The following is a 25,183-nucleotide window of genomic DNA, read 5'->3' as shown; positions in this document are numbered from 1 at the left end:
AAATTTTCCGTATAGAACACTCTTGACAGCCTCTGCAGGGGACCTCATAGTTGTCGTGCCTAAATCGAATTAGGTAGGAGGTCAACGATGACACAGCTCACCAGGCGTGGGTTACTGGCAGGGGCGGCAGGGGTAGGCACCGCCGCCCTCCTAGGAGGCCAGTGGCCACGGCTCACAGGTGGGGACATCCCAGGACGGCGCGAGGACTCACTTCAGATCGCGATCCTGGGGACCAACCAGGACGCCGCAGCGCGACAGTCCCTCGTCGAGGCGTTCAACGTCCACCACCCCGACATCCCTGTCCGGCTCCAGGCCGTCCAGGGCACGGACTGGGCGGATTTCTTCGCCAAGATCCTCACCATGGTGGCGGCAGGCACCTCGCCTGACGTCTGCGTCGTCGCCACCGAGGGGGCACAGCTCTTCGCCGAGCGCCTGGCCGAGCCGCTGGACAGGTTCGTCAGGCGCGACGCGGACGAGGTGCAGGACTACTTCGACGACGTCCACCCCAGCCTCATTGAGGCCTTCATGTACAAGGGCTCGCTCTATCAGATGCCCATCGACTTCAACGCCGCCAACATGTACCTGAACACTGAGGCGATGCAGCGGGCAGGACTGTCCTACCCACAGGACACCTGGACCCACGAGGACTTCCTGGACACGGCGCGTCAGATGAGGCAGGCGGGTGGCCGGGGGTTCGTACCCTTCTACTGGACCAACCGCCTGTGGGGAGGGATCGTCCCCTGGCTCTACGTCAACGACACCAGCTTCCTCACCGAGAAGAAGGCCTCAGGCGGGGACTGGCTGTGGGACCGCTTCTACCCTGACCACCAGGGCGCCTACTCCGGCGGCTACCTGTGGGAGGGTTCCAACGCCTCCGACCCCAAGGTCGCTGAGTCCTTCGAGTTCGTGCGCGCCCTGGTGGAGGAGGGGCTGGGGACCAGCCCCGCCCAGGGCGGAGGCAACGAGCTTGTCGGCCAGTTCTCCGGCGGTTCCATCGGTATGACCCCTGCCGGGGGCTTCTGGGTCGAGGGGCTCAGCGAGGCCGGGCTCACCCCTGAGGACTACGACGTCACCTACTTTCCCAGCTGGCGCTCTCAGCGCCACCAGTTCGGAGCCTCCGGCTACGCGGTCCTGCGAACCTCGGAGCGCCAGGACGAGGCCTGGGAGTGGGTGAAGTTCTGCACCTCACTGGAGGGGATGCAGCTGGCCTTCCCGGCCCCCAATACCACTCCTACCCGTCGCTCCATGTGCAACGAGGACCTGTACTCAGGCAAGGGCCCTGCCCACTGGAAGGTCTTCTACGACACCCTCGACCGCCTCCCCTGCGTCCCGATCCCCGCGCCGCCCCAGCAGGCAGCCGTGGAGACCGCACTTATCAAGAACGTCCTGGGGGCCGTCACTGGCTCCGCCGCCGCTCTGCCCACAGCCCTGGAGCGCCTGGACGCCGACCTCACCAGAGCCCTGGAGGCATGACAATGCAGCGCACGCTCCTCATCTGGCTGTTCCTGGCCCCCACCCTCATCGGGCTGGGACTGTTCACCTTCCTGCCGATCCTGGCCTCGGTCCTGCTGGCCTTCTTCTCCTGGGACATCATCACCCCGCCGCAATTTGTCGGCCTGGGCAACTTCGCCGACATCGCCTCCGACCCAACGATCCGGGTGTCCTTCCTCAACACCATCGGCTTTGTCGCTGTCGCCGTCGCCCTCCAGCTCGCCATCGCCCTGGCGCTCGCAGTCCTGGTCAACACCAGGATGCCGAGCGTGCTCCGGTCGTTCTTCCGCTCGGTGCTGTTCTTCCCGCTGGTCCTGTCGGCAGCCTCGGTGTCGATCATCATGAGCTATCTGTTCAACGAGAACTTCGGCCTGGTCAACCACCTTCTCAACCTGTTCGGCATCGGCAACGTCCCCTGGCTGACCTCGACACACGGGGCGATGGTCGTGGTCATCCTCGTCTACGTCTGGCAGAACTTCGGCTTCTCTTTCCTGCTGTTCCTGGGGGGTCTGTCCTCGATCCCCAAGGAGGTCTACGAGGCCGCACAGGTCGATGGCGCCACGGGCTGGCGGCAGTTCTGGAGGATCACCTTCCCCCTGGTGAGTCCGACGACGCTGGTCGCCTCCGTCATGGCGATCATCGCTGCGCTGCAGATCTTCGACCAGCCCTACGTGCTCACCCGCGGCGGCCCCGGGGACTCGACCAGGACGGCCGTCATGGTGATCTACGAGTCCGCGTTCAGGCAGCTGGAGTTCGGTCGGGCCTCAGCCATCGGGGTCGTCCTGACCGCCGTCATCATGCTGGTCACGGCCCTCCAGTTCCGTCTGTCCCGCCGCTACGTCTTCTACGGCTGAGGAGTCCCGACGTGAAAAACCCTGACATGAAGAGCCCCGACGTGAAAAGCCCTGACGCACAGAACCCCGACGTGAGGAGGACCGACGTGAGGAAGATCGACATCAGGAAGGTCGCCACCTATACCGTCCTCACCCTGGCGGCCCTGGGGACCCTCGCCCCGGTCATCTGGACGGTCCTGTCCTCGATGCGGCCGCCCTCGGAGTCCCTGGCCACTGACAGCTCGGTCATCCCCTCAAGCCTCGACCTCTCCTCCTACCCTGCGGTGTTCCGGGAGGTCAACATGTGGATGCTCATCCTCAACTCTGTGCTTGTCACCGCGCTCATCGCCGTGGGCCAGATGTTGTCGGCCGCGATGGCAGGATATGTCTTCGCACGCTTTGAGTTCCGCGGAAAGAACCTCCTGTTCGCGCTCATCCTGGCCACCATGATGGTGCCCATGCAGGTGATTATCGTGCCGGTGTTCATGCTTGTGCGGGGCATGGGACTGGCTGACACCCTGCTGGCGCTCATCCTGCCCGCCGTTCCTACGGCTTTCGGCACCTTCCTCATGCGTCAGTACTTTCTGGGCCTGCCCGCCGAGCTGGGGGAGGCCGCGGAGCTCGATGGGGCCGGCCCGTGGCGGACCTTCATCTCCGTCTACGCGCCACTGGCGATGCCAGGGATGGCGATCGTGGGGATCCTGGCGTTCAACACGCACTGGAACGAGTTCTTCCGTCCGCTGATCATGACTATCAGCGAGCAGAACTTCACGTTGCCTCTGGGACTGGTCTCCCTCCAGGGGAACATGGGGACCGGCTCGGTGGCCACCGTGCTGGCGGGCGTGGTGCTGTCCATGATCCCGGCCTTCCTCGTGTTCGTCTTCGGGCAGCGCACGCTGCGCGAGGGGCTGACCGCAGGCTCCCACCGCTGACTCTGGCAGGAGCCGCCATGAGAACGTACGTACCGCTCGCTCGCGCCGTCGAGCGCGCCTGGTGCCGATGGACACCGCCGACAGGAGCGCCCCTATGACTGCACCCACCACCAGCTACCACCTGCGCCCCGGCAGCGGGTGGCTCAACGACCCCAACGGCATGGTCCGGGCCGACGGCGTGTGGCACGTGTTCTTCCAGCACAACCCGGCCGCCCCCGCGCACGGGCAGATCGCCTGGGGGCACGCCACGAGCCGGGACCTGGCCAGCTGGAACCTCCAGCCGGTCGCCTTCTCCCCCTCGCCGGGGGCGCCGGACGCCTTCGGCTGCTGGTCAGGGGTGTTTGTCCCCGGTCACGACCGGCCCGCTGTGGTCTACTCCGGCATTGCTGACGACTCCTTGCAGTCCACGATCTGCCTGCGGTGGGGCAGCCCGGACCTGCGGGAGTGGGGGGCGCCCGTCGTCGTCGGGCACACGCCTGACGCGGACGGTGTCGCCGTCATGCGCGACCCCTTTGTCCTGGAGCACGCCGGGCGACGGCTGGCGGTCCTCGGGGCCGGCCTGGACGACGGCGCCCCTGCGGTCCTCATGTTCGACCGCAGTGACGAGCTGTCCTGGCGCTACAGTGGGGTCCTCGTCGCTGACGACCCCGTCCTGAGGGCTGTGGGCGAGGCGGACATCTGGGAGTGCCCCCAGCTGTTCCCCCTGGGGGGGTGCTGGGTGCTCATCGTGTCCCTGCAGGTAGGTGGGATGCTCGACACGGTTGCCGCTGCCGTCGGTGACCTTGTGGAGGAGGGTGGGAGCTGGCGGTTTGTCGCCCAGCACGCCCACGCGGTGGATGCGGGCTCCAGCCTGTACGCGCCCCAGGTCGTGGCCGCAGGGTCGCAGCACGGCACCGACCAGGACGAGGACGGCCCGGTCGCGGTGCCTGGCGGGCAGGCGCCGCCCCCCTCCGAGGGCGAGGAGCCGCTGCTCATCGGCTGGGTCCGTCAGGGCCACCAGGACCCTGCGGTACGTGACCACGCCGGCTGCCTGAGCCTGCCACGTCGTCTGCGGCTGGTGGACGGCGTCGTGACCAGCCGGGTTGATCCCGGTGCCGCCCGCGCCCTGGCGCCTGGCCTGCCGCGCCGCCTGCCAGCCGGGGAGGTGGGCCTGGGCGAACGACGGTGGGTGGTTGACGTCGTCGGAGGCGCTGCCTCAGAGACTACCGGGGAGGCTGCGGGGGAGGGGGTGCGTCTGCGCCACCCCGAGCTGGGGACGTACGCGCTGGACCCGGGTGACCAGGTCTGGGTCGATGGCGCCGTGGTCGAGCTGTACCGGGCCTCGGGCCTGCCCGCCACATGGCGCCACGACGAGCCCTGGACGCTGCTGGTACCGGGTGACGGCGCGGTTGAGGTCCGTGACGTCGTCCCGCAGGTCCCCTGACACCGCCCCCGGCCAGGCGGGCGGGCGGTTGGCACTCTCTGCCCGGACTGCGTCAGTCTGCGCCGACGCCGCTCCGGCTGGGCGGGCGGTTGGCTGCCTGAGGGCGCACCGCCAGCCAGTAGGGCCGTCGGTCAGCGTGACTTCCGGCCAGCGCGGCCACCAGTCAGCGGTACTGCCGCTCAGCGGGGACGCCCCGTCGAGCCACGTATGATGAGGGGGCAGGGCAGGACCTGGTGCGGCTGGGCGGGCTGCTTGCCGCGCGCGACGGTGACTGCCAGCTCGACCGCTGCCTCCCCCATGCGGGCGTGCGGCAGGGCGACGGTGGTCAGCGGGGGCACCAGTTTCTCGGCGAGGGCCTCCTGGTCGTCGAAGCCGACGAGCGACAGGTCCTCGGGGACGGTGAGTCCCAGCCGGGTCGCAGCGAGCAGGGCTCCGGCGGCCACCCTGTCGCACACGGCGAAGAACGCCGTCGGCCGCCGGGAGGCAGGGGCGTCCAGGGCCTGTGTGGCTGCCGCGTGGCCGTCGGAGATCGACCACCCGCGGCCCACGTGGTGAGCCTGGACCCCGGCCTCCTCGGCGGCCGCGCTGAAGGCCTGCCAGCGGATGGGGCCCGACACGTTACCGACCTCGGTCTCCTCCGCCCCGGGGGTGTAGTGGCCGCACAGCATGGCGACACGACTGTGCCCCAGGTCGGCTAGGTGGCGCAGGGCTGCGGTGGCCCCGCCTGCGTCGTCAGGACTGACCGAGGGGTGGCCTGGTCCTCGTGCCACGCAGTTGGCCAGCACCAGGGGGACACGGGAGGCGGGGACTTCGTCCAGCCGGGTGAAGCCCATGGCGGCGTAGATGATGGCGTCGACCTGACGGCTCTCCAGGGCGGCGATGGCCTCGGCTACCTGGTCGGTGCGGTGGCCGAGGTCCATCATGAGCAGGACGTGGTCGGCGGCCTCGGCGGTCTCGGTGGCAGCGGCCAGGAGCCTGCCGCCGAAGGGCGAGGAGGCGAAGGCGTCGGTGACCAGGCCGATGGAGCTGGTCGTGCTGCGCCGCAGGCTCCGGGCCACGTAGTTGGGCCGGTAGCCCAGCTCCTCGGCGGCCTGGAGGACCCGCTGCCGGGTAGCGGGGGCGATATTGCCGACGTCGCGCCCATTGAGCACGAAGGAGACGGCTGTGGCAGAGACCCCGGCGGCAGCGGCAACGTCAGCGGCACGTACACGAGGTCGGTCCTGTAAGCCCGTCATGCCCTCATACCACCAGTCGTCACGTGCCGCGTCAATCTGTCGGGCTGGTGGCACTGGGTGTGGCGCCGCCCCTGCCCCCGCCTGCTCAGGGGGTGCGTGCCCAGGCGACAAAAACGCCATAAGACAATGGATTGCCATGCTGTCCTATGACGTTCTTGGTGTTCTACGCGTGGTGGGGACGGGGCCGCCGCTCCCGGTAGTCGTGGTGCACGGACAGAACGGCCCGGCACACGCCCAGCCAGGTGTAGACGGCCAGGAGCGCGGCAAGCGTCGTGCGCACTGGCGAGCTGGCCACAATCTGCCTGACCTGGTCATCCGCGTTGCTGGGGACCAGGATGACAATGAGCAGCCAGGGGGCGGCGATGTTCTCCCTCAGGTGCCGCCGGGCGTCGTCGTAGGGACGCAGGCACGCTGGCATCATCCAGGCGCAGCCCAGGGCGGGAGGTACGCTGTAGACCACGATCTCGGTCAGCGGGCTGCCCGTGCGGACACGGATTCCGGCAGCGATCACGACGATGACGCCGCACGCCAGGGCCCACCACCCCCAGTCGGGGGCGAGGCTCCGGTCGGCTCCCCGGGTGAGGCGGAGCATCCCGCTGGCGAGGGTCCTGAACGCCCTGCCAGCCGTTCGGGCGGCTGCTCGCGCGCCCTCCCTGGCGCAGGAGCCCACACGGTCAGCCAGCCGGGATCGGCTGCCAAGCAGCCGCAGCAGGCGGCCGGTACGGTCGGTAGGCGCAGGGCGACGGCGGGAGGCCACCAGGTGTCTCCTTTCCGGTGGGCTCCAGGACAGGCGCAGCCGTGACAAGTGGCTGCTGAGCCAGCCTAGACGTGGCCTGAGGCGCTACCGTGGCAACGCGCGTCCGCAGTACCGTCTTGTGACCGCCTCCAGGGGGCCGCTGCCGGTGTCCCGCAGCGCTGACAGTGGTACCCCGGCCGGTTTTTCCCTGCGTGGGGTATGCGATTGGAGGGAACGGCTCCTCGAGCTCGACTCTGCGTACTCCTGACCCTGCGTACTCGGGTGTGCTCGGGCGGTGGGCTCCGAGCCTGTCAGCGCTGTCAGCGTCGGTAGGTTGTGGACCTGTGGCCGACCTGGACAACCAGGACGACCAGGCGCGGGCCGTCGATGCTGCACACGATCCGGTAGTCGCCGACCCGATAGCGCCACAGCCCGGCGAGAGGACCGGTAAGAGCCTGACCACGGGACCGGGGTCCTCAAGGGAGCCGATGGTCTGCAGGGCGCTCAGGATCCTTGTCTGGGCGACCCTGTCGAGATGCTCCAGCTCCTTCTTGGCGTGCTCCTCAATCTCGACCTTCCAGGTCACTGAAGGTCCTCAAGGGTGTCGTCGCTGACGGGACCCAGGGCGATGCCGAGGTCGTGGGCGACCTCGGCGAGGCTGAAGGTTGTTGCCTGACCGGTCCTCCCCGCGTGGCGGGAGACCGGCCAGGCGGCTGCCTGCACCGGCTACTTGGCCGGGGTCCCGGTGCTGCCCGGGTCGGTGTCCCCACGGCGGCGCTGCCAGTACTCATGGTTCAGCGACAGGAGTGCCTTGATCAGGCCCAGCCACGGGTAGTGGACCAGGAGCCCGAAAAGGATCGCGCTGACGGAATCGTTGAAGACGATCTGCTCAATGATGGAGTCTGTACTGCCAAGCTGCGTCATAGACAGGGCGAGCAATGTCGAGGCGGCGACGTCCTCCCTCAGGTGTCGACGGGCGTCGTGGTAGGGACGTAAGCACGCTGGCATCATCCAGACGCAGCCAATGAGCAGGGGACCGAACAGAAACAGGGACGCGGCAAGAGTGAGCTCGTGAACGGACCAGAGTCCGCAGGCGACCGCAATCGTCAATAAGCCTCCGGCCGCCCACCATCTCCAGCCGGGTGCGAGCCTCCTGGGGGAGGAGTCAGTCGTCGCCGTGGGAGGGGTGGGCGCAGCAGCCGCTGCGGGGGAAGCCGTTGCGGCATTCCGCTCGGGCGGGACGCGGCGCATTGTGCTGCGCTTCTTACCGCGCTTCGTGGCGTTGGGCTGAGCGATGTCCAGCCCGAAGGGGGCGCCTCCAGGACAAGAGGGCTCGGAGGGGGCAGGCTCTGTGCGAGAGCCCTCATCACCCTGTGCGGTCCTGCCGGAGGTCGTCCCGGGCAGCAGGTCCGCGCCAGGTACCGCCGTCTGCGACGGCGGTGTGGATACTCGGCTCGTTGCAGGCTCGAGTGCTTGGCTGAGGCGGGACAGGTCCGTGCTGAGCCGGACAAGGCTCTCAACGAGCCTCGTGGAGGCTGCCATGGCGAACCGGGCCACCGCAGTGATGAGCGCGGCCGGGATGCCTAGGGCGACTAGTAGCAGCCCGGCCACGACTGTCAGGAGCCCGGCCACGGTGGTCAGGAGCCCGGAGACGATGTGTTTGGTGCCGGCGAGAGCCACTTGGAGCGCGGTGCGTACCAGGTGCTGGTAGACGGGGGCGGGGGAGGGTGGGTGGAGCATGGTCCACGTCCTTTCGGCAGGGCCACGGAAGGTGTGGCCGACGTCGTGGACCGCAGCCCACGGACCAGCAGCTCGTGCCGGTCACTTTGGTAGTGCGCGGAAAGGTCGGCTACGGTCGCGGCCGGTACGCTCATGCCCTGGAGACGCGGGAAAAGGCCCGGGGACGCAGGGCGGACGGGGCGGCCGTACGGGGTTGGCGACGAGGCCGAGGCCGGCACCGAGGGCGGGGACAGGGCTGTCCCCGCCCTCGGTGCCACCCCTGGGGCCGGGACTGGACCGGGGGCGCTGGTGTGCCGTGGCGGGACCGCGTAGCCTGGGGGCGGGCGCTCGTCGGAGGCACCGCGCCTCTCCGAGCGGTACTGAGCAGCGCCCGCGACCGGGCTCTGGATCAGCAGACCTCAGACCAGCTGCCCGACCAGTACTCGGCCTCACGACGACGTCAGGACCCAGACATGGCAGGCACCTCCGCAGGACCAGGACCCCGTACCCCACCGCCTGCCTCCGCTGTCAGCCGCCTCAACACCCGAGTCATTGGCATCTGTGTGGCTGCCGCGCTGGGCGGCTTTCTCTTCGGCTTCGACACCGCCGTCATCAACGGGGCCGTTGACGCCCTGGCGGGTGACTTCGCCCTGGGCCCAGCCCTCACCGGGTTCTCCGTCTCCTCCACCCTTATCGGCTGTGCTGCTGGCGCCTGGTTCGCCGGCACGGCGGGCGGGACCGCAGAGGTCCTGTGGATGGGGCGGCCTGCCTGGCGGTGGATGTTCATGGCGGAGGCCGTGCCTGCCGTCCTCTACGGCCTCTTCGCCTTCCGCCTGCCGGAGTCACCACGCTTCCTCGTGGCCAGGGGCCGCTACGACAAGGCCTCCCAGGTGCTCTACGACTTCACCGGCGTGGTCAACGTCAATCTCAAGACCGAGGAGATCCGCTCCACCATCGACTCCGGGAGGCGCGAGTCGCTGACTGACCTGCGCGGGCCGTGCCCCGGGCTCAAGCCGGTGGTGTGGGTGGGTGTCCTGCTGCTGGTCGGCTCGGTGGTGATGGCCGTGGCGCTGGCGGTGGCGGCCGCAGCCCAGTGGGCTGCCAGCCTTGTCGTCTCCACCGCCTTCCCTGTCCTCTCTGACATCGGGTTGATCTTCGCTTACGGGCTCTACGCCGTCTGCGCGCTGCTGTCCTTCGTCTTCGTCCTGCGCTCGGTCCCTGGGACCAAGGCAGGGAGCTGGAGGAGATGGAGGGCCGTGGTGGCGGAGGGTGCCAGCGCCGGGCGGTGCCCTCCGCCCTCCGGGCTGCGTGCGGCTGACAACCAGGTACTACCCAGACACAGGATGACACTCAAGGAGGAGCTATGACTGAGCCCAGCGCCCCAGGAGGCGCCAGCCCCGGCCTCGCGGCGGGCCGCACCGTCTCCCAGCCGGTGACCCACCTCGTCATCATGGGGGTCGCTGGCTGCGGGAAGACCACGACCGCCAACGGCCTCGCCCGTGTCCTGGGCTGGCCTGTCGCCGAGGCCGACGACTTCCACCCCGGTACCAACATCGCGAAGATGCGCGCGGGCACTCCGCTCACCGACGCCGACCGCTGGCCGTGGTTGGACTCCCTGCGCGGCTGGATGAGTGAGCGGGCCGCGCAGGGGTCCTCCACCATTGTCACCTGCTCCGCCCTCAAGCGCTCCTACCGGGACCTGCTGGCCCAGGCGCAGGGCCGGGTGCGCTTTGTCCACCTGCAGGTTCAGGAGGTGGAGCTACGCCGTCGCCTGGCTCAGCGGGAGGGACATTTCATGCCAGCCAGCCTCCTGCCCTCCCAGCTGGCCACCCTGGAGCCTTTGGAGGACGATGAGGACGGCGTGGTCGTGGTATCCGCCTCTTCCAGCCCGGAGGCGACGGTGGCGGCCGTCCTGGAGTCGCTGGAGCTGCTGGACGTGGAGGCCGGGAGATGCTGACTCCCGTGTTGACCCCGTTGTCAGTCCCTGCGGCCAGTCTCACTACCTCGCCCGCCCCGGCTGGGACGCCCGCCCCGGCAGCTCTGGCTGTGACGGCGGTGCCCGGCGCCGAGACCGCCTCCGGCAGCGACACCCAGCTGGTCGTTGCCGCCGCAGTCGGTATCGCTGTCATCGTCCTCCTCATTACCTGGCTCAGGTTGCACCCCTTCCTGTCCCTGGTACTGGGCTCAGTCACCATGGCAGTGGCCGCAGGTGTCCCGCTGGCCGACTCCTTCACCTCCTTCACCGAGGGGCTGGGGAGCACGGTCGGGGACGTGGGCGTGCTCATCGCCCTGGGCGCGGTCATTGGCACCTTTCTCATCGAGTCCGGGGGTGCCGACCGGATCGTCGACACTGTCCTGGAGCGCGCCCGGGTCCCCCTGCTGCCCTGGGCGATGGCCCTGACCGCCTTTGTCATTGGGATCCCGCTGTTCTTCGAGGTCGGGGTGGTCCTGTTGATCCCGATCGTCATGCTGGTCGCCCGCCGCTGCGCTCTGCCGGTGATCCTGGTGGGCATCCCCGCCCTGGCGGGCCTGTCCGCCCTGCACGGCCTGGTGCCCCCGCACCCGGGACCGCTCATCGCCATCGACGCCGTGGGGGCCGACCTCGGCCTGACGCTGGGTCTGGGGCTGGTGGTCGCGGTGCCGACCGTTGTCGTCTCCGGTCCTCTGGCTGCCCGCTACATGGCACGCTGGGTCCCGCTCCAGGCAGGCAGCCCTCCCGGCGGGCAGCAGGAGGAGACGCAACGGCTCAGGCGCCCTACCTTTGCCGTGTCACTGTCGATCGTGCTGCTGCCGGTGGTCCTCATGCTGCTGCGCACAGTGGTGGAGACGACTGCGGCCGACGCCCAGGACTCACCGCTCTACACGGCCGCTACCTTCCTGGGCGCACCTGTGGTGGCCCTCCTGGTCACCACCCTCCTGGGGCTGGTGCTCCTGGGCAGACTCCGGGGTGACTCCGCCCAGGACATCAGCGACCGGGTCGGTGCCTCTCTCGGTCCCGTGGCGGGCATCCTGCTCATCGTGGGTGCCGGAGGAGGATTCAAGCAGACCCTGGTGGACTCTGGCGTGGCTGACGTCATGGCTCAGGCTATCCAGGGGGCGAGCCTGTCCCCGCTGCTGGCAGGCTGGCTGGTCGCGGTGGCGGTGCGCCTGGCCACCGGCTCGGCGACAGTAGCCACTGTCACGGCCTCCGGCATCATGGCGCCTGTCGCCGCCGGGATGGATGCGCCGGGAACGGCCCTGCTGGTGCTGGCGCTGGGGGCGGGGTCAGTCTTCCTGTCCCACGTCAACGACGCCGGGTTCTGGCTGGTCAAGGAGTACTTCGGTATGAGCGTAGGGCAGACGCTGAGGACCTGGTCGCTGATGGAGTGCCTGGTCTCCGTGGTGGCCCTGGCAACAGTCATGCTGCTCAGCCTCGTTCTCTGACCTCGGGGGCGCTGGACTCCTCAGGCCTGTTCTCTCGTCCTCTCGGTCCTCTCAGCGGTTCATCCGCCAGATGGCGGTGGACAGTGCCGTGGCGAAGGCGGTCCAGCCCGCGTAGGGGGCAAGAACTACTCCGCGCGCCATCTTGACCTGGAAGGTGCGCTGGGCCAGCCCTACGGAGCTGATCGTGAGGGCGGCGGCCCACGCTGCGGACAGACCAGGGTTCCTCGCCCGGAAGAAGATCCAGGTCCACCCGGCGTTGAGCGCCAGGTTGACCGTGGTGGCGCACAGGTAGCCTGCGGCCTCCCAGTCCTGCGTCTTCGTGTCGGCCTCTCGCAGCTCGGCCAGCGTGGGGCCGGTGGTGGCGGCGATGGTCGCGTAGAGCCCGCTCCAGACAACGGGGAAGACTGAGCCGGGCGGGGTCCATGACGGCTTGCGCAGGCTGGCGTAGTAGCTGCCGTGGGGGTCTGAGGCGAGTGACCCGGCGACGGCGGTGGCTGCCACCATCGTGGATGTGGCCAGCAGTGCCGCACGGCGGTGGCGAGGCATGGTCTCCTCCTGGGTGACGACTGTTTGACACGGAATACTCTGCTCACCTTAGCGCGTGGCAAACAGGGCGTGGCCTCCCGGGAGAGTCTGTTACCCAAAGGACGGTTGATTTGTTGCGCGTCATTGATCTGGGGGTGTGCTGGAGGTGGTCGCCAGTCTCCACAGCTCGTGGCAGCGCGAGGCGGAGGCGGCGACCAGCCGGGCGTTGGGCAGGTCCACGGTGCGCACCCAGTGCCCGGCGTCAGCGGCGCTGCGGCCGAAGTCCTGGTGGCGGGCGACCAGCCGGGCCGCCAGCTCCTCCTCGGGCACCTCCAGAAAGACCAGCAGGTCGATCCGGGTCCTCACCTCCTGCCAGCCGTGGGAGCCCAGCGCCAGGTAGTTCCCCTCGGTGACGACTGCTCCCGGCCCGCTCACCAGTGTGCCTGCGGCCACGGGCTCGTGCAGGTCGCGGCGGTAGACAGGGGCCAGGACCTCCGGGAGGTCCGGGGAGCGGACCCGGTCGAGGGTGGCGAGGAGCCCCTCCACGTCGAAGGTGTCGGGCGCGCCCTTGCGGTCGTGGCGCCCCAGGGCGTCCAGGACGGCGTTGGACAGGTGGAACCCGTCCATGGGGACGGTGCCAGCCAGGAGACCGCGCTGGGCCAGGAGCTCCTGGAGCCGGGTGGCCAGGGTCGACTTGCCCGAGCCCGGCGCTCCGGCCAGGCCGACGACGAGGCGGGACGGGGCGTCACCAAGGGCAGTGGCCAGGTGGTCGACCAGGCCGAGCAGCAGGGCCTCGGCGGAGCCGGTGCGAGTGACGAGGGCGGCGGGAGAGGGACTGGAGGCGGAGTCAGGGGGCACGGGTGGTACAGCGGGAGGTACGGCGAGGGGTACAAAGGAGTCGGCCATGGTGTGATTGTCCCCCGGCTGCCGTGGGGCAGGCTCAGCGGCGGGTGAGGCTGTGGTGCCGTGAGATGATCCGCAGGCGTCCGGGCCGGGTCGCCGTCGTCGCCCCGCGGCGGCGTCGGTAGCATGGCGTGACCACAGGACCAGCGGCGCGCACCACCAGGAGGACCCATGCCTGAGCCGATCACGCTTCTCGACCGTGTCCAGGCCATCAACTGGAACCGGCTCGTGGACGACAAGGACCTGGAGGTCTGGGACCGCCTGACGGGCAACTTCTGGCTGCCGGAGAAGGTCCCGCTGTCCAACGACGTCCAGTCCTGGGCCACCCTGACCGAGGCGGAGAAGAACATGACCACCCGCGTGTTCACCGGCCTGACCCTCCTGGACACCATCCAGGGCACCGTGGGGGCGGTCTCCCTCATCCCTGACGCACGCACCCCCCACGAGGAGGCGGTGCTGACCAACATCGCCTTCATGGAGTCCGTCCACGCCCGCTCCTACTCCTCGATCTTCTCCACCCTCATCTCCACCGCTGAGATCGACGAGGCCTTCCGCTGGAGCGAGGAGAACGAGAACCTCCAGCGCAAGGCGCGCATCATCCTGGACTACTACCGGGGGGAGGACGCTGAGAAGCGCAAGGTGGCCTCCACCATGCTGGAGTCCTTCCTCTTCTACTCCGGCTTCTACGCCCCCATGTACTGGTCCAGCCACGCCAAGCTGACCAACACTGCCGACCTCATCCGCCTCATCATCCGCGACGAGGCGGTCCACGGCTACTACATCGGCTACAAGTACCAGCTGGCCGTGCGCGACTCCTCCCCGGCCCGCCAGGCCGAGCTCAAGGACTACACCTTCGAGCTGCTCATGGAGCTCTACGACAACGAGGAGCAGTACACCGAGGACCTCTACGACGGGCTCGGCCTGACCGAGGACGTCAAGAAGTTCCTGCGCTACAACGCCAACAAGGCGCTGATGAACCTGGGCTACGAGGCGCTGTTCCCGGCTGAGGCCACCGACGTCAGCCCGGCGATCCTGGCCTCCCTGTCGCCCAACGCCGACGAGAACCACGACTTCTTCTCCGGCTCGGGCTCCTCCTACGTTATGGGTACCGCCGAGGCCACCCAGGACGAGGACTGGGACTTCTGAGCCCCGGCCGGGCTGGGGCGCCCGGGTCCTGCGCCTGAGGCTGAGCCAGCGGGACTTCTCTGCGGCCGTGACACTGCTGTCGCGGCCGCTTCTTCTGCGCGTGCCCACCGGCTGCACATCTTCAGCGGCTGTGTCGCAGCCAGAGCGAGGTGCTGAGGGGTGGGACCGGCGCTGTTCCAACGGAAAGTCCGTATCAGGACATGTGACTGCGGCGCCGTGCCCTCGAGTCAGGGGCTGAAGATGTGCACCGCCAGTTGTGCTGCACATCTTCAGGAGGTCCGGCTGCTGTATCGACCAGTACTTGCCGCGCCAAAGCCCGCCATGACGCCCGCTGCCGCTGGGCAGTCCCGGTCCGCTCCCCTGAAGATGTGCAGCAAGGGTGGGTTGACAGCACAGCGGGGTGCCTCTAAGGTATTAAACGCGCGTTCAATCGTGTCTTACGGTGGGCTGTCGCGAGCTGCTCCACCACCGACGGTGCTGTGGCCACGTTCCCACCGTCACCAGCGTCCTCAATCACCATCAACGTTTCTAGCGTGGTGGCCCCGGCCGTCACGGCCGACCCGACAGGGCTGTGCTACCGACGGCCCTGGCCCACCCGGAGGAGAGAGCATGAAAGGTGTCATCGACGTCAGGTCCCTGCACAAGAGGTTCGGCAGAGTCCACGCCGTGCGCGGTATCGACCTGGTGGTTGAGCGCGGCTCCGTGTACGGGCTCATCGGCCCCAACGGCGCCGGCAAGACGACCGTGCTGCGCACCCTGGTGGACATTATCCGGCCCACCAGCGGGTCGGTGTCGGTCCTGGGGCATACGCCTCGCTCGTCCAGGCCGGGGCTTCGACGCCGTATTGGCTACCTGCCGGGCGAGCTGAGGCTGACTGAGCGCATCAGCGGAGCCTCGCTGCTGCGCCACCTCGCCGACATCAGCGGCCCGGTAGCCCCCGGCGTGACCGGCGAGCTCGCCGAGCGCCTGGACCTCGACCTTAGCCGACCGGTACGCACCCTCTCCAAGGGCAACCGTCAGAAGCTGGGACTGATCCAGGCGTTCATGCACCGCCCTGAGCTGCTGATCCTGGACGAGCCCACCAGCGGGCTCGACCCTCTTGTCCAGCGGGAGTTCCTCGCCCTGGTGCGCGAGGCGCGTGAGGCTGGTCAGACCGTGCTGCTCAGCTCGCACGTCCTCAGCGAGATCCAGCACTGCGCCGACGCCGCCGCCGTGCTCGCCCAGGGCAAGATCGTGGCTGAGGGTAGGATCTCCTCGCTGCGGCTCACCGGTACCTCCCGGGTGCGCGGTCAGCTCAGCGGCACGACTACGGAGAAGGTCCGGGAGGCTCTCGCGGGCCCCGACAAGATCAAGGATCTGGACTTACGCCGTATCGGTGAGGACCAGGTCCAGTTCTCCGGGATGCTGCGCGGTCAGGCCGACCCGTTCGTCAAGTCCTTGTCCCGCTTCACGGTGCGTGACCTCACCATTGAGGAGCCTGACCTGGAGGAGACCGTCCTCAGCCTGTACGAGCACACGGGAGACGCATCATGACCACCACTGAATCAGCCGCCGCCTCCGCCCGGACCACTGCTCCTCCAGCCCGGGCCGCCGCCGTGCCTGTCCTGCGTCGCCAGCTCGGGGAGGGCAGGCGCGGGTTGCTGGGCTGGTCAGTCGGCCTGGCAGCAGTCATCTTCCTCTACCTGCCTGTCTACCCCTCGCTGCAGGAGCCTGAGTTGCTGGAGATGGTGGACAGTATGCCTGCCAGCCTGACTAGCAGCCTCGGCTTTGACCAGATCGCCACCGGTGCTGGCTACGCGCAGGCCACCTATTTCGGCCTCATCGGCTTTCTTCTCGTGGTCGCCGCCGCGACCACCTGGGGGTCGTACGCGATTGCAGGCATGGAGGAGAGCGGCCGCCTGGAGCTGACGATGGCCCACGCGGTCGGGCGGGTGCAGTACGTGGCGGAGACTGCGGCAGCACTGGTCACACGCGTCCTGGTTCTCGCCGTGGTCACCGTCGTTCTCGTCCTTGTCATGAACGGTCCTGCGGAGCTGTCGCTGTCGGTGGGACACCTGGTGACAGTGACCGTTGCCTGGGCCGGCCTGGGCCTGCTGTCTGGAGCGTGCGCGCTCGCTGTGGGCGCGCTCACTGGGCGACGGGCCTGGGCCGTGGGGGCTGGTGTCGGCATCGCCGTGCTCGGCTACGGTCTCAACGCGGTTGGTGAGTCGACCCCTAGCCTGGACTGGATGCTGGTCGCCTCCCCCTACCACTGGGCCTTTGGTGAGAGCCCCCTGGCGACGGGCAACGGCCGGGGCGGTATCGCGCTGGTCTGGGCGCTGTGCGCGGTGCTGCTGGCCCTCGGCTGCTGGGTGTTCTCCCGGCGTGACCTCAGGGGCTGACGCCACTGAGACCTCCGCGCGCCCAGATGGCACTGTCGGAGCTCATCAATGGTGGGCGGGATGGATATTTTTCCGGCAGTGGGCCGGTTGTGTGGCACTAACGCAAACGCAGACCCGCTGCGTCGCGCTCCTTATGTGGGCAAGGTGTGTGGCTGCGGTAATCCGGCGCTGCTCCAGTCATCGGGCTGTTGCACAGCTGCAGGCAATCGTGTGCCGCGTCCATCCTCGGCCCTGACGCGCTGGTGTGTGCGTGCCCGACAGCGGCTGTCCTTGTCGTGACTGGGTGCTGGCGACGCGTTGCGCGGACAGTTGGGACATATTATATGCAATGTGGAATGCTGTGGCTGTCGGTAGCCCTGCTGCCCGTGCGCACAATTCTGCAGCCATGCCAAACAACGTCATGTGTGCTGCGGCCTTCCATCCTCCTAGGTGGAGGTGGGTGACGCCGAACAGGACGCTGCTGGTCAGTAGCACCACCATGTTTGCCACCATGTTTTCCGTGTGCCGCACGCTGCTCCTCCAGATGACCTCCTCCGAGACGGCGGTCGGTATGAGCCAGGGGTCGGGCGCACACTTCCGGTAGCGTGGAGGCCTCTTCGTGATGAGTGTGCTGCTGACTGCGTGGAACGCGACTCCCAGCGCAGCACCGGCCAAAATATGTTCCGGCTGTGCTATGTAGCCCCTCAACCGAGGTGCTCCTCGGGAGGCGGTGTTGGTGGAGATGACAGCCAGCAGGACTGTGGGGACGTCGTAGTACAGCGCCTGGTGCTGAGCACCAAGGCGCATCATCAGCCGCGGAACGGCAAAGGTGGAAGCCAGGTGCAGCAGAGGCACTGCTGCCTTCAGCGTCGTAGGTTCCGTTCCTCGTGACGGAAGGACTCTCCACATCTTCTTGAAAAAAATGTGCATCCGGTAGGCTGGCCTGGGCGGACGCCAGGACGCTGCTGTCCGTGTCCAGACCGGTGTAGTCGTGACAAGTGTCCGCGAGAACCTGGCCCAGAGCGCCCAGCTGACAGCCTACGTCCAGAACCCTGGTACTGCGCTTCCAGTACCTGAGCCCAACTTCGTGCTGGGTATGGCGTGCGTACCTCAGCGCCGTGTAGTAGTCGTGCTCCAACTCCGGTGCCAGGGCTCGGCCTGTGGCATCCTGGACAGCATAGCCGTCACCAGTCATTGTGCCTCCGTACACGCTAACGACGTTGAGAGAACCTGGTGGCCAGGATGCTGCCCACTCCAAAGACGAGTGTCCAGACAATGCTCATGACCACCGTTGTCGTGCTCACCTCTTGCCCGCTGCCCAGGCTGCACACCAGGTCACGCGAGGCGCGTGAGGGGAGGTAGGTACTGACTGAGTCCAGCGCCTCCGGCATGTAGTCGGGAGACACCAGCATGCCCCCAGCGAATGCCAGGGACAAGAAGACCAGCTGGGCGACGGTGATGACTGTCTTGACATTGACGACCTGCCCCAGCGCGGCCCCGAACAGGCCCCAGGTGACCATTGTGATGAGGAGGCCTGCCAGTCCGGCAGCCAGGCTCGGTGCCGGACTGGTTGCTGTTGTCACCAGGGCAAGCAGCCACAGAAGCACAACCCCGACAACCGTGACGGCAAGCGTCCCAGCCGCAACTGAAAGGAACCGGGGGAGCGGACCCACGGGGAGGGTCCTGAGGTAGAGCCCGAACCCAGTGTCTCGGTCCTGGGCCACAGACATGGAGTAGCCGAACAGACAGGTGGAGAACCCCAGCATGCTTGTCAGCTGAAGTGTTGCCTCGGTTGCGGCGTCGGCCGACTCGACGACGCCCCTGTTGGGAAGCACAAAGAAGAGAAAGCACACAATTGGGATAAGGACGTTCCCGATGAGCGCCGTAGGCTCGCGGAAGGTGTCGACCAGGACTATGCGTAGATGGGCTGCCAGGACGCCGGGAGGCGCCCCCTGGCTATCGGTGCCGCTGAGGGTGGGCATCCTGCTCCTCCATTCTTTCTATAAGGACGTCCTCAAGGCTCCACCCGGTGACACGCAGCTCCTGGAACTCGAGGCCGGAATGCACTAGTGCCCGTACGACTCCGTCGGTATCCTGGCTCCTGACCTTGAAGGCGTGGTGGTTCGCGACAACCTCCGCCTGTCGGCCGACCGCCATCCGGACCTGCTCCACGGAGGCGGATGAGACGAAGGAGACGCACCCCTGCCTCTTGAGCGCCAGGAAGCTTGAGATCGAGCGGTTCTCAATCAGCGTCCCCTTCTCCATGAGAAGGATGTGGTCGCTGAGGTACTCGATCTCCTCCAGGTAGTGGGAGGTGATGACCACGGTCATCCCCCTGCTGGCTTCCTCCCGTATCCTGCTCCACATAGCACGTCGGGACTCGGGGTCCAGTCCTGTGGTCGGCTCGTCGAGAACAACGAGGAGTGGGTTCCCGACGAACGCCAGGCCGACAGCAACCCGTCGTCTCTGCCCGCCGGACAGCCTCCTGATCCGTGTGGAGCAGAAGTCCTTGATGCCCCAGGAGTGGAGCACCTGCTGATAGCGGTGGCTGCTTGACGGGAAGTGGGCGGAGACAAAGGCGCCGAGCTCATATGCCGTGAGGTTGCCCGGCAAGGCCACGTCCTGCGGGACAACGCCCAGCCTGCTGCGTGAGCGTGCTGCGCGAGGATCGCAGCCCAGTACCTGGACGCTGCCTGAGGAGGGGGATGTCAGTCCGACCAGCATGGACACCAGCGTGGACTTGCCGGCACCGTTCCTGCCGAGGACCCCGACGACACTGCCGCGTGCCACCTCAAAGCTGACGTCAGACACCGCTGTGACGTCACCAAACTTCTTTGACAGCCCCCGTGCCTCGACAACGGTATCGGATCCGTGGGTCACCGCTCCTCCTGTTCTGCCTGCTGACATATAGGGCGCTAGCCGACGGTCAGTGCGTAGAGCAGCGCCGTGTCGACTCCGTTGAGAGAAGGTATGCGATCGTTGATCTCATCGTCGACAAATCCTCCGAGGGCGCGGGACGGAAGTCCGTAGGCAGTGGACAGCAGGAGGAAGTTCTGAGCCATGTGCCCAGCCTCTATGAGGCAGAACCGGAGCCCTCTGTGTCCGTACTTGAACCGCGTGCGCCAGAAGGTGCACGCGATGAGAATGATGACCGCGCTGTCCGAGGACCCGGCCGCGTCAAAAAAAGAGGAGGCGACTGCGTCCCCCAGTGAGGCAGCGATCTTGACCGCATGGTTTTCTTGTGGCAGGTAGTAGTACACACCTTCCTGAAGGTCGTCGACGTGCCTCGCGTAGAAGAACAGGTCCAGGGGGTGCAGTGCACCTGCCGATGGCGTGGTGCGTAGGTGGCTGCTTCTGCCCTGTACGTCAGTCATCCCTGCTCCGTACCGCAGCAGGCCTGAAAGCTGCTTCACAGTCATGGAGCCGAGGAACACGTCTGATGATCGTCGGCCGAGCAGGACCTGCCCCAGGGGCGCTGCAGGATACTCTGGAGCACCGAGACTTACCCTTGGAAGGTGGTCGTAGCTCCTGGCGCCACGAGAAGAGATTTCTTGCAGTGCGGGAGAGCTCTGCAGCACCTGGATGCCCGGGCAGTCCCACCCCATCGACTCGCGGCGTACCTTCGACGCCTCGAACCAGGTCTCGGAGCAGTCAAGAGCATCTGGGACGTCGGCCCCGTACACAATAGTTGTCAGATTTGCGCTGTGGATGGTTGGTCCGTCCACAGTCATCTCCTCCTGCCCGCCTGGTGCCTATGCCACCTCCGACTGGCTTGGCTGCTCTGGTGCGGCCGCCGATCTACGGCTCGCCATCGTGCTGTCCTCGCCCGGCGATGCTCATGATGACAAAGATGACGACGCTTATGGCTAGTCCGATGACCCCGACGAACAGCGCCCCGACGATGTCAGGTGTGGTGAGGTAGTACCCGGTGCTGCCGATGGCTGCACAAGTCACACCAATGAGTGCGCCGCGCCTGACTTCTGGCCCCATCATATCCCTTCCTTTGCGTCGGTCCTTTGCGTTGGTTTGTGGTAAATGGTCGACGTGGTACTGATAGTAGGGGAGCTGGTCGGCAACCTGTGAGTCGCTCCTCGATAGTCCGCGCTGGCGGAAATGTGCGGCGCACGCCAACCCTGCCAGGCAGTAGCGTGTTTCCTTGCCACGCAGGAAATAGGCGGGCAGCGCTGCCGGACAGGCCTACCCCACGCAGGCGGCGCAGCAGGTGCTTGACGATGAGCTGCACCGTGCGGCGGTAGGTTCAAAGAACGTCTCGTCTTCTCCGTACGTCACGATGCTGAAGCCCTGGGCGGTTGCGGCCTCGGACATGGCTACTCCTGGCTCGACGTTGAGGTGTTGGGACTGCGTCTGCCGCTACTGTTCAGTTGCGGCAGACACGGGCTATATTACGTCACGGGTACAGGCGTGTCAATAGGCCTGCGCTCCCATGTGGGCTCGGAGCTGTCGGTCTAGCTTGTGGAGGTGCTGAGGCTCAGGCGGCGACACCAGAACAGCCCCGGCACCTGGCTCGCCTGCCTTACGGCCCCGTGATCCCGTCCAGCGCCTGGGCCATCTGGTCGGGGGTGAGCAGGCCGACGCTGGCCTGGCGCACGGTGCCGTCAGCGTCGATAAAGAAGTGCGAGGGCACCCCCATGACCCCGTAGGCGGCGGAGACCGCCTGGGACCGGTCGGGAACCTCGGTGAGGTTGTTGCCCACACGCTGGGAGTAGGCGCTGACGGTGGAGGTGTCCTCCCCGACGTAGACCACGATGACCTCGACGTCCTCCCCGTAGGCGGCTGCGGCCTCCTGGACGTCGGGCATCTCGGTGCGGCAGCCGGTGCACCACGTGGCGACGAACATGAGCCACACCGGCCGCCCGTCCATGGCCTCCGGGTCCACCACCACCTCCTGGGAGCTGATGTCGGTGCCGCTGAAGGCTGGCGCCCTGTCCCCGGCCACCGGCGCCTGCTGGACGCCGTCGACGTCCACCTGGGTGACGACGGAGCCCTCGGCCTGTGGTGCCTGCCCGGCGTCCTGCGGGCCGACGGCCCACCAGGCGGCGATGGCCACCGCGAAGGCCGCCACCGCGATGACGGCCACCTGCCCGAACCTGGAGCCACGCAGGGCGGCGCGCCAGGCAGGCTCCCCTCCAGCGGCCGCACGTGCCGTGGCGTCGTCCGGGCCGGGCCCGGTACTGCGGTCAGGCATAGGAGTGCAGCCCCCCGAAGAACAGGTTGCCCAGGTAGGTGAAGATGACGGCGCCGAAGCCGAGGATCAGCAGCCACGCCGACCGGGTGCCCCGCCAGCTGCGAGTGACCCGGGCGTGCAGGTAGGCGCCGTAGATCAGCCAGGTCACCAGGGCGGCGACCTCCTTGGGGTCCCAGCCCCAGTAGCGGCCCCAGGCCACGTTGCCCCACAGCGCCCCCAGGATGAGCATGAGGGTGAGCATCGGGAAGGTCACCACCGTGGCCCGGTAGCCCAGGTCGTCAAGGACCTCCCTGCGGGGCCAGCCCCTCCAGCGCACGTGTGGCGCCAGCAGGTACATCACCGCGGCCGCGAAGGAGACGACGGAGGCGCCGTAGCCCAGGGAGGCGGTGAACACGTGCAGGGTCAGCAGGGGGGAGTTCTGCAGGGCCGGCATGAGCGGGCTGGGCTGGTAGGACAGGGTCGAGGCGTAGATGAGCATCGCCAGGATCGCCGGCAGCACGATGATCGACACGGTCCGCACCCGGTAGCGCAGCTCGAAGTACACCTGGGCCAGCATCATCCCCCACGCGAAGGAGAGGGCGAACTCGTAGTGGTTGGAGAAGGGGGCGTGACCGGTGGCGATCGTGCGGGCGACCAGGGAGCCGGTCAGCAGGACCAGGCCCAGCTGGGTGGACCTGGCCGCCCACCAGGTCACGGTGAACCGCCTGGTCGGGGTGCGCTGGGAGCCCCCGGTCACCTCAATGGTCCTGTCACCGTCACCAGTATTGATGACCACGGTGGCACCGCCGGTCCCCGTCGCGGCTGCGGCTGTCACTGCTGCCGTACGGGCGGCGAGGAAGGCCCCCAGGTAGGCGATGGTGGACACGACGACGAGCACCGTCGTGATCAGCAGGAGGGCTTGGGAGTACTCAAGCATCGTCGCTCCTCTCAGTGTTCCTCTCTTAGTTCCTCTTGATCTCGGTGTGACTGGGACCGGTGTGACGTGTCATGGTGCGGCTGACGCGCAGCGTCATGTCTGTGAACAGCCTGGTGAAGCTGGAGTCGCGCCGGTCCGGTGAGGCCATCTGGACCAGCGCCTCTTTGCGGGAGCCGCCCGTGTCGGTGACCCGCACCCACAGCCGACGGTGCGGGAAGAACATCGTGGCGCAGGTGCCCACAGCCAGGAGGGCGAAGCCAACCCACACGACCCCGGCCCCCGGGTCCCGTCGCACGATCATCCCGGTGAACTGCTGCTCGCGCTCAAAGGTGAAGGTGTGGCCCCCCACCTGCGTGGGCACCCCCGTGTCGAGCACGGCCTCGTCCACCGGGGTGTTGTCCTCGCCCTGGTAGACCTCCACCCTCATCTGCCCCGGCTCGATACCGGTGCCGGTCTGGCCGGAGGCCGACCCGATGACGTAGGCCGTGGTCCCGTCGGGCAGGGGGGTGCTGCCGAAGACGAGGGTCTCGTCGCTGGTGGTGCGGTCCAGGGCGACACCGCCGTGGAAGACCTGGGTCCCGGACTCGTCGGTGACCTCCATGACGGCGGAGACCCCGAAGTAGGACTGGTGGAACATGACGCCGTCGTAGGTCAAGGGGTGGTTGACCCGCACCTCCTGGGCGGCCACCTCCTGGCCGTCCTTGGACACCACGAGGTCGGCGACGTAGTCCTGGGGGGAGCCGTCGTCGTAGTAGGTGTCCTGGAACCCCCGGGCCTCCGCCACCAGCGAGGTGCCGTGGCCGACCTCCCGGGGGTAGCCGACCGTCAGGGCGAACTGCTCGTCACGGAAGCCGGTCACCGAGGAGATGACGAACCCGGCCATGATCACGAGGAAGGCGAGGTGGGCCAGCACCGTGCCGAAGGGTGCCCACCGGCTGCGGTCCATGTAGGCGTTGTAGCCGGGGCCGCGCTCGTCAACGACCACCCGCAGATGGTGCCGACGGGCGTCGGAACAGATCACCTCGAAGGCCTGCTCGGCGCTCACTGGTGCCGTGAAACGGGCGCGCAGCCGGGCCCGGTCGAAGAAGCGCGCGGTCACCCGGGTGCGTGGGTGGCGGGCGGCCCTCCACAGTACGGGTAGCCGGTGCATCGTGCAGGCGGTGATGGACAGCGCCAGCAGCCCCATGACCACGAGGAAGGGGACCGAGCTGAACATCGTGAAGAAACCGAGGGCTCGCAGCACGTCGGTCCAGCCGCCGAAGGTCGGCCGGACTGACTCCAGCCACTGGGCGGTGGCCTCCTCGCTGACCCTGGAACCCGCTGGCATCTGGGGGATGATGACGCCCAGGAGGGACAGTGTCCCGGTCAGCAGGATGAGGGCCAGCCCGACCGTCTTCTTGTAGAAGAAGGAGTAGGCCTGCCGCAGGATCGGACCCAGGGAGAGCGCGGCCTGGTCGTCCAGGCCGTCCACCGGGTCTGAGCCGCCGGTACTGCCGGGGCCGCTGGCACCAGTGGCGCTGCCGGTCCCGTGTGGTGAGGAGGTGGGGTCGTTGCTCGTCGTGCTCATCGCCTAACTCACTGTCTACTCACTGTCTCTCTCTACTCACTGTCTCTCTGTCTCTCTGCCGCTCCCTACAGACTGAGCCCGGGGACCAGGGTGGACAGCCTCCCCAGGAGACCGGTGACCATGAGCAGCCCGACAGCGACCAGGACTGCCCCGCTGGCCAGTGAGACTGCGACGTGGTGGCGCCGGAACCAGTCGAACCGGCGGGTGACCTGGGCCGAGCCCACGGCGACGGCGACCACGGGCACGCCCAGGCCCAGGCAGTAGGCGACCATGAGGCCGACCCCTGACCACGCCGTCGCGCTCACGGTGGCCAGGGCCAGGATGCCGCTGAGGATCGGGCCGATGCACGGGGTCCACCCTGCGGCGAAGACAACCCCCATGACCCCGGCGCGCAGCGGGGAGGCCGGTCCTGCGCCGGAGGGTCCGGAGGCGCGGACCAGGGTGTCGAAGGGCCGGATCGTCAGCAGCCTGGCGACGTGCAGCCCCATGAGCACCAGGACGGCCCCGCCGGCCACCCGTGCGTGCACCGCGTAGGGGCCCAGCGAGCGCCCGATCAGTCCCACCGACGCCCACAGGGCGATGAACACCACGGAGAAGCCCGCGACGAAGCACACGGCGCTGACCAGGGCGCCCTGCCTGCTCACCTCCTGGGGGCCGCCCCCCACGAGCTGGCTGACGAAGGCGGGGACGATGGGCAGGAAGCAGGGTGAGGCGAAGGAGACCAGCCCCGCGAGCAGGGCGAGCGGCAGCGTGACCGTGACCTCCATC

Annotated in this window: 27 protein-coding genes and 1 pseudogene; 11 read left to right on the top strand and 17 right to left on the bottom strand. The window is 67.8% G+C overall.

Translation table 11 applies throughout. The features are described 5' to 3' along the window. The first annotated feature begins 87 nt into the window (after nt 1-87). From CWS50_RS12415 to CWS50_RS12400, 4 genes are all read left to right on the top strand, one after another. Complete coding sequence (locus CWS50_RS12415; RefSeq protein ID WP_127843038.1) at nt 88-1,473, top strand: extracellular solute-binding protein; 1,386 nt, start codon at nt 88-90, stop codon at nt 1,471-1,473. Continuing rightward, nucleotides 1,470-2,345 carry a carbohydrate ABC transporter permease gene (locus CWS50_RS12410; RefSeq protein ID WP_243118352.1) on the top strand — a complete coding sequence of 292 codons (876 nt, stop codon included), beginning with the start codon at nt 1,470-1,472 and terminating at the stop codon, nt 2,343-2,345. The genes CWS50_RS12415 and CWS50_RS12410 overlap by 4 nt, the downstream gene beginning before the upstream one ends. Nucleotides 2,346-2,431: 86 nt before the next feature. After that, on the top strand, nt 2,432-3,256 hold the full coding sequence (locus CWS50_RS12405; protein ID WP_243118351.1) for a carbohydrate ABC transporter permease: 825 nt from the start codon (nt 2,432-2,434) through the stop codon (nt 3,254-3,256). A 94-nt stretch (nt 3,257-3,350) separates the two neighbouring features. Then, the gene (locus tag CWS50_RS12400) at nt 3,351-4,679 is read left to right on the top strand and encodes a glycoside hydrolase family 32 protein (protein ID WP_164860150.1); all 1,329 of its coding nucleotides are present in this window, start codon (nt 3,351-3,353) and stop codon (nt 4,677-4,679) included. A 179-nt stretch (nt 4,680-4,858) separates the two neighbouring features. On the opposite strand, the gene CWS50_RS12395 is transcribed toward CWS50_RS12400, so the two are convergent. The 5 genes from CWS50_RS12395 to CWS50_RS12380 all read right to left on the bottom strand — a co-directional run bounded on the left by CWS50_RS12395 (nt 4,859) and on the right by CWS50_RS12380 (nt 8,390). After that, the gene (locus CWS50_RS12395; protein ID WP_127843036.1) at nt 4,859-5,914 is read right to left on the bottom strand and encodes a LacI family DNA-binding transcriptional regulator; all 1,056 of its coding nucleotides are present in this window, start codon (nt 5,912-5,914) and stop codon (nt 4,859-4,861) included. A 163-nt stretch (nt 5,915-6,077) separates the two neighbouring features. After that, the gene (locus tag CWS50_RS12390) at nt 6,078-6,671 is read right to left on the bottom strand and encodes a hypothetical protein (protein WP_127843035.1); all 594 of its coding nucleotides are present in this window, start codon (nt 6,669-6,671) and stop codon (nt 6,078-6,080) included. Nucleotides 6,672-6,970: 299 nt separating this feature from the next. Then, nucleotides 6,971-7,081, bottom strand: a complete 111-nt coding sequence (locus tag CWS50_RS12385) for a type II toxin-antitoxin system RelE family toxin (protein ID WP_127843471.1) — start codon at nt 7,079-7,081, stop codon at nt 6,971-6,973. Between the two features lie 151 nt (nt 7,082-7,232). After that, entirely contained in the window at nt 7,233-7,373 is a 141-nt protein-coding gene (locus CWS50_RS13065; RefSeq protein WP_164860149.1) for a hypothetical protein, read from the bottom strand. 3 nt (nt 7,374-7,376) lie between these two features. Then, nucleotides 7,377-8,390 carry a hypothetical protein gene (locus CWS50_RS12380; protein WP_127843034.1) on the bottom strand — a complete coding sequence of 338 codons (1,014 nt, stop codon included), beginning with the start codon at nt 8,388-8,390 and terminating at the stop codon, nt 7,377-7,379. Nucleotides 8,391-8,842: 452 nt separating this feature from the next. On the opposite strand from CWS50_RS12380, the gene CWS50_RS12375 reads away from it, so the two are divergent. Genes CWS50_RS12375 through CWS50_RS12365 form a run of 3 tightly spaced genes read left to right on the top strand, consistent with a single transcriptional unit; the run spans nt 8,843 to nt 11,792 of the window. Further along, entirely contained in the window at nt 8,843-9,736 is an 894-nt protein-coding gene (locus tag CWS50_RS12375; protein ID WP_127843033.1) for an MFS transporter, read from the top strand. Then, on the top strand, nt 9,733-10,326 hold the full coding sequence (locus CWS50_RS12370) for a gluconokinase (RefSeq protein WP_127843032.1): 594 nt from the start codon (nt 9,733-9,735) through the stop codon (nt 10,324-10,326). Before CWS50_RS12375 ends, CWS50_RS12370 begins: the two co-directional genes overlap by 4 nt. Next, nucleotides 10,320-11,792 (top strand): GntP family permease, encoded by a 1,473-nt coding sequence (locus CWS50_RS12365; RefSeq protein WP_127843031.1) that lies wholly within the window; start codon nt 10,320-10,322, stop codon nt 11,790-11,792. Before CWS50_RS12370 ends, CWS50_RS12365 begins: the two co-directional genes overlap by 7 nt. A 51-nt stretch (nt 11,793-11,843) precedes the next feature. Here CWS50_RS12365 and CWS50_RS12360 read toward each other — a convergent pair whose 3' ends face one another. Both CWS50_RS12360 and CWS50_RS12355 read right to left on the bottom strand, forming a co-directional pair. Beyond that, entirely contained in the window at nt 11,844-12,338 is a 495-nt protein-coding gene (locus CWS50_RS12360) for a TspO/MBR family protein (RefSeq protein WP_127843030.1), read from the bottom strand. A 120-nt stretch (nt 12,339-12,458) separates the two neighbouring features. After that, nucleotides 12,459-13,223: an AAA family ATPase gene (locus CWS50_RS12355; RefSeq protein WP_127843029.1), complete on the bottom strand. Its 765-nt coding sequence runs from the start codon at nt 13,221-13,223 to the stop codon at nt 12,459-12,461. Between the two features lie 168 nt (nt 13,224-13,391). Here CWS50_RS12355 and nrdF point away from each other — a divergent pair, with 168 nt between their 5' ends. The 3 genes from nrdF to CWS50_RS12340 all read left to right on the top strand — a co-directional run bounded on the left by nrdF (nt 13,392) and on the right by CWS50_RS12340 (nt 16,747). Next, complete coding sequence (nrdF, locus tag CWS50_RS12350; RefSeq protein WP_127843028.1) at nt 13,392-14,366, top strand: class 1b ribonucleoside-diphosphate reductase subunit beta; 975 nt, start codon at nt 13,392-13,394, stop codon at nt 14,364-14,366. A gap of 609 nt (nt 14,367-14,975) precedes the next feature. Beyond that, the gene (locus CWS50_RS12345; protein WP_127843027.1) at nt 14,976-15,899 is read left to right on the top strand and encodes an ABC transporter ATP-binding protein; all 924 of its coding nucleotides are present in this window, start codon (nt 14,976-14,978) and stop codon (nt 15,897-15,899) included. Continuing rightward, nucleotides 15,896-16,747: an ABC transporter permease subunit gene (locus tag CWS50_RS12340; protein WP_127843026.1), complete on the top strand. Its 852-nt coding sequence runs from the start codon at nt 15,896-15,898 to the stop codon at nt 16,745-16,747. The genes CWS50_RS12345 and CWS50_RS12340 overlap by 4 nt, the downstream gene beginning before the upstream one ends. A 177-nt stretch (nt 16,748-16,924) precedes the next feature. Here CWS50_RS12340 and CWS50_RS14120 read toward each other — a convergent pair whose 3' ends face one another. Further along, entirely contained in the window at nt 16,925-17,239 is a 315-nt protein-coding gene (locus CWS50_RS14120) for a hypothetical protein (protein WP_423243497.1), read from the bottom strand. On the opposite strand from CWS50_RS14120, the gene CWS50_RS13705 reads away from it, so the two are divergent. Continuing rightward, a complete protein-coding gene (locus tag CWS50_RS13705; protein ID WP_243118350.1) occupies nt 17,187-17,330 on the top strand; it encodes a hypothetical protein in 144 nt (47 codons plus the stop codon). The two genes, CWS50_RS14120 and CWS50_RS13705, sit on opposite strands and share 53 nt — an antisense overlap. Nucleotides 17,331-17,603: 273 nt before the next feature. Here the strand turns inward: CWS50_RS13705 and CWS50_RS14115 are convergent. The 9 genes and pseudogenes from CWS50_RS14115 to CWS50_RS12295 form a co-directional block, all read right to left on the bottom strand. Further along, a pseudogene (locus CWS50_RS14115) lies at nt 17,604-17,921 on the bottom strand (class I SAM-dependent methyltransferase); the annotation flags it as partial. Between the two features lie 16 nt (nt 17,922-17,937). Then, nucleotides 17,938-18,708: an ABC transporter permease gene (locus tag CWS50_RS12330; RefSeq protein WP_127843024.1), complete on the bottom strand. Its 771-nt coding sequence runs from the start codon at nt 18,706-18,708 to the stop codon at nt 17,938-17,940. Further along, nucleotides 18,683-19,606 carry an ABC transporter ATP-binding protein gene (locus CWS50_RS12325; protein WP_164860147.1) on the bottom strand — a complete coding sequence of 308 codons (924 nt, stop codon included), beginning with the start codon at nt 19,604-19,606 and terminating at the stop codon, nt 18,683-18,685. Before CWS50_RS12325 ends, CWS50_RS12330 begins: the two co-directional genes overlap by 26 nt. Nucleotides 19,607-19,641: 35 nt before the next feature. Next, nucleotides 19,642-20,451 carry a SagB/ThcOx family dehydrogenase gene (locus CWS50_RS12320; protein WP_164860146.1) on the bottom strand — a complete coding sequence of 270 codons (810 nt, stop codon included), beginning with the start codon at nt 20,449-20,451 and terminating at the stop codon, nt 19,642-19,644. Nucleotides 20,452-20,524: 73 nt separating this feature from the next. Then, nucleotides 20,525-20,719 carry a hypothetical protein gene (locus CWS50_RS12315; RefSeq protein ID WP_127843021.1) on the bottom strand — a complete coding sequence of 65 codons (195 nt, stop codon included), beginning with the start codon at nt 20,717-20,719 and terminating at the stop codon, nt 20,525-20,527. A gap of 541 nt (nt 20,720-21,260) precedes the next feature. Then, the gene (locus CWS50_RS12310) at nt 21,261-21,932 is read right to left on the bottom strand and encodes a TlpA family protein disulfide reductase (protein ID WP_127843020.1); all 672 of its coding nucleotides are present in this window, start codon (nt 21,930-21,932) and stop codon (nt 21,261-21,263) included. Further along, entirely contained in the window at nt 21,925-22,848 is a 924-nt protein-coding gene (gene ccsB / locus CWS50_RS12305; protein ID WP_127843019.1) for a c-type cytochrome biogenesis protein CcsB, read from the bottom strand. Before ccsB ends, CWS50_RS12310 begins: the two co-directional genes overlap by 8 nt. Nucleotides 22,849-22,873: 25 nt before the next feature. Continuing rightward, entirely contained in the window at nt 22,874-24,415 is a 1,542-nt protein-coding gene (locus tag CWS50_RS12300; protein ID WP_127843018.1) for a cytochrome c biogenesis ResB family protein, read from the bottom strand. Between the two features lie 65 nt (nt 24,416-24,480). Next, nucleotides 24,481-25,182 (bottom strand): cytochrome c biogenesis CcdA family protein, encoded by a 702-nt coding sequence (locus tag CWS50_RS12295; RefSeq protein ID WP_127843017.1) that lies wholly within the window; start codon nt 25,180-25,182, stop codon nt 24,481-24,483. Nucleotide 25,183: the final 1 nt, after the last annotated feature.

Origin of the sequence: Actinomyces wuliandei (assembly GCF_004010955.1) — a bacterium.
Lineage (GTDB): Bacteria > Actinomycetota > Actinomycetes > Actinomycetales > Actinomycetaceae > Actinomyces > Actinomyces wuliandei.
The sequence above is the reverse complement of the archived record's forward strand: the minus strand, read 5'-3'. Positions and strand labels throughout refer to the sequence as shown.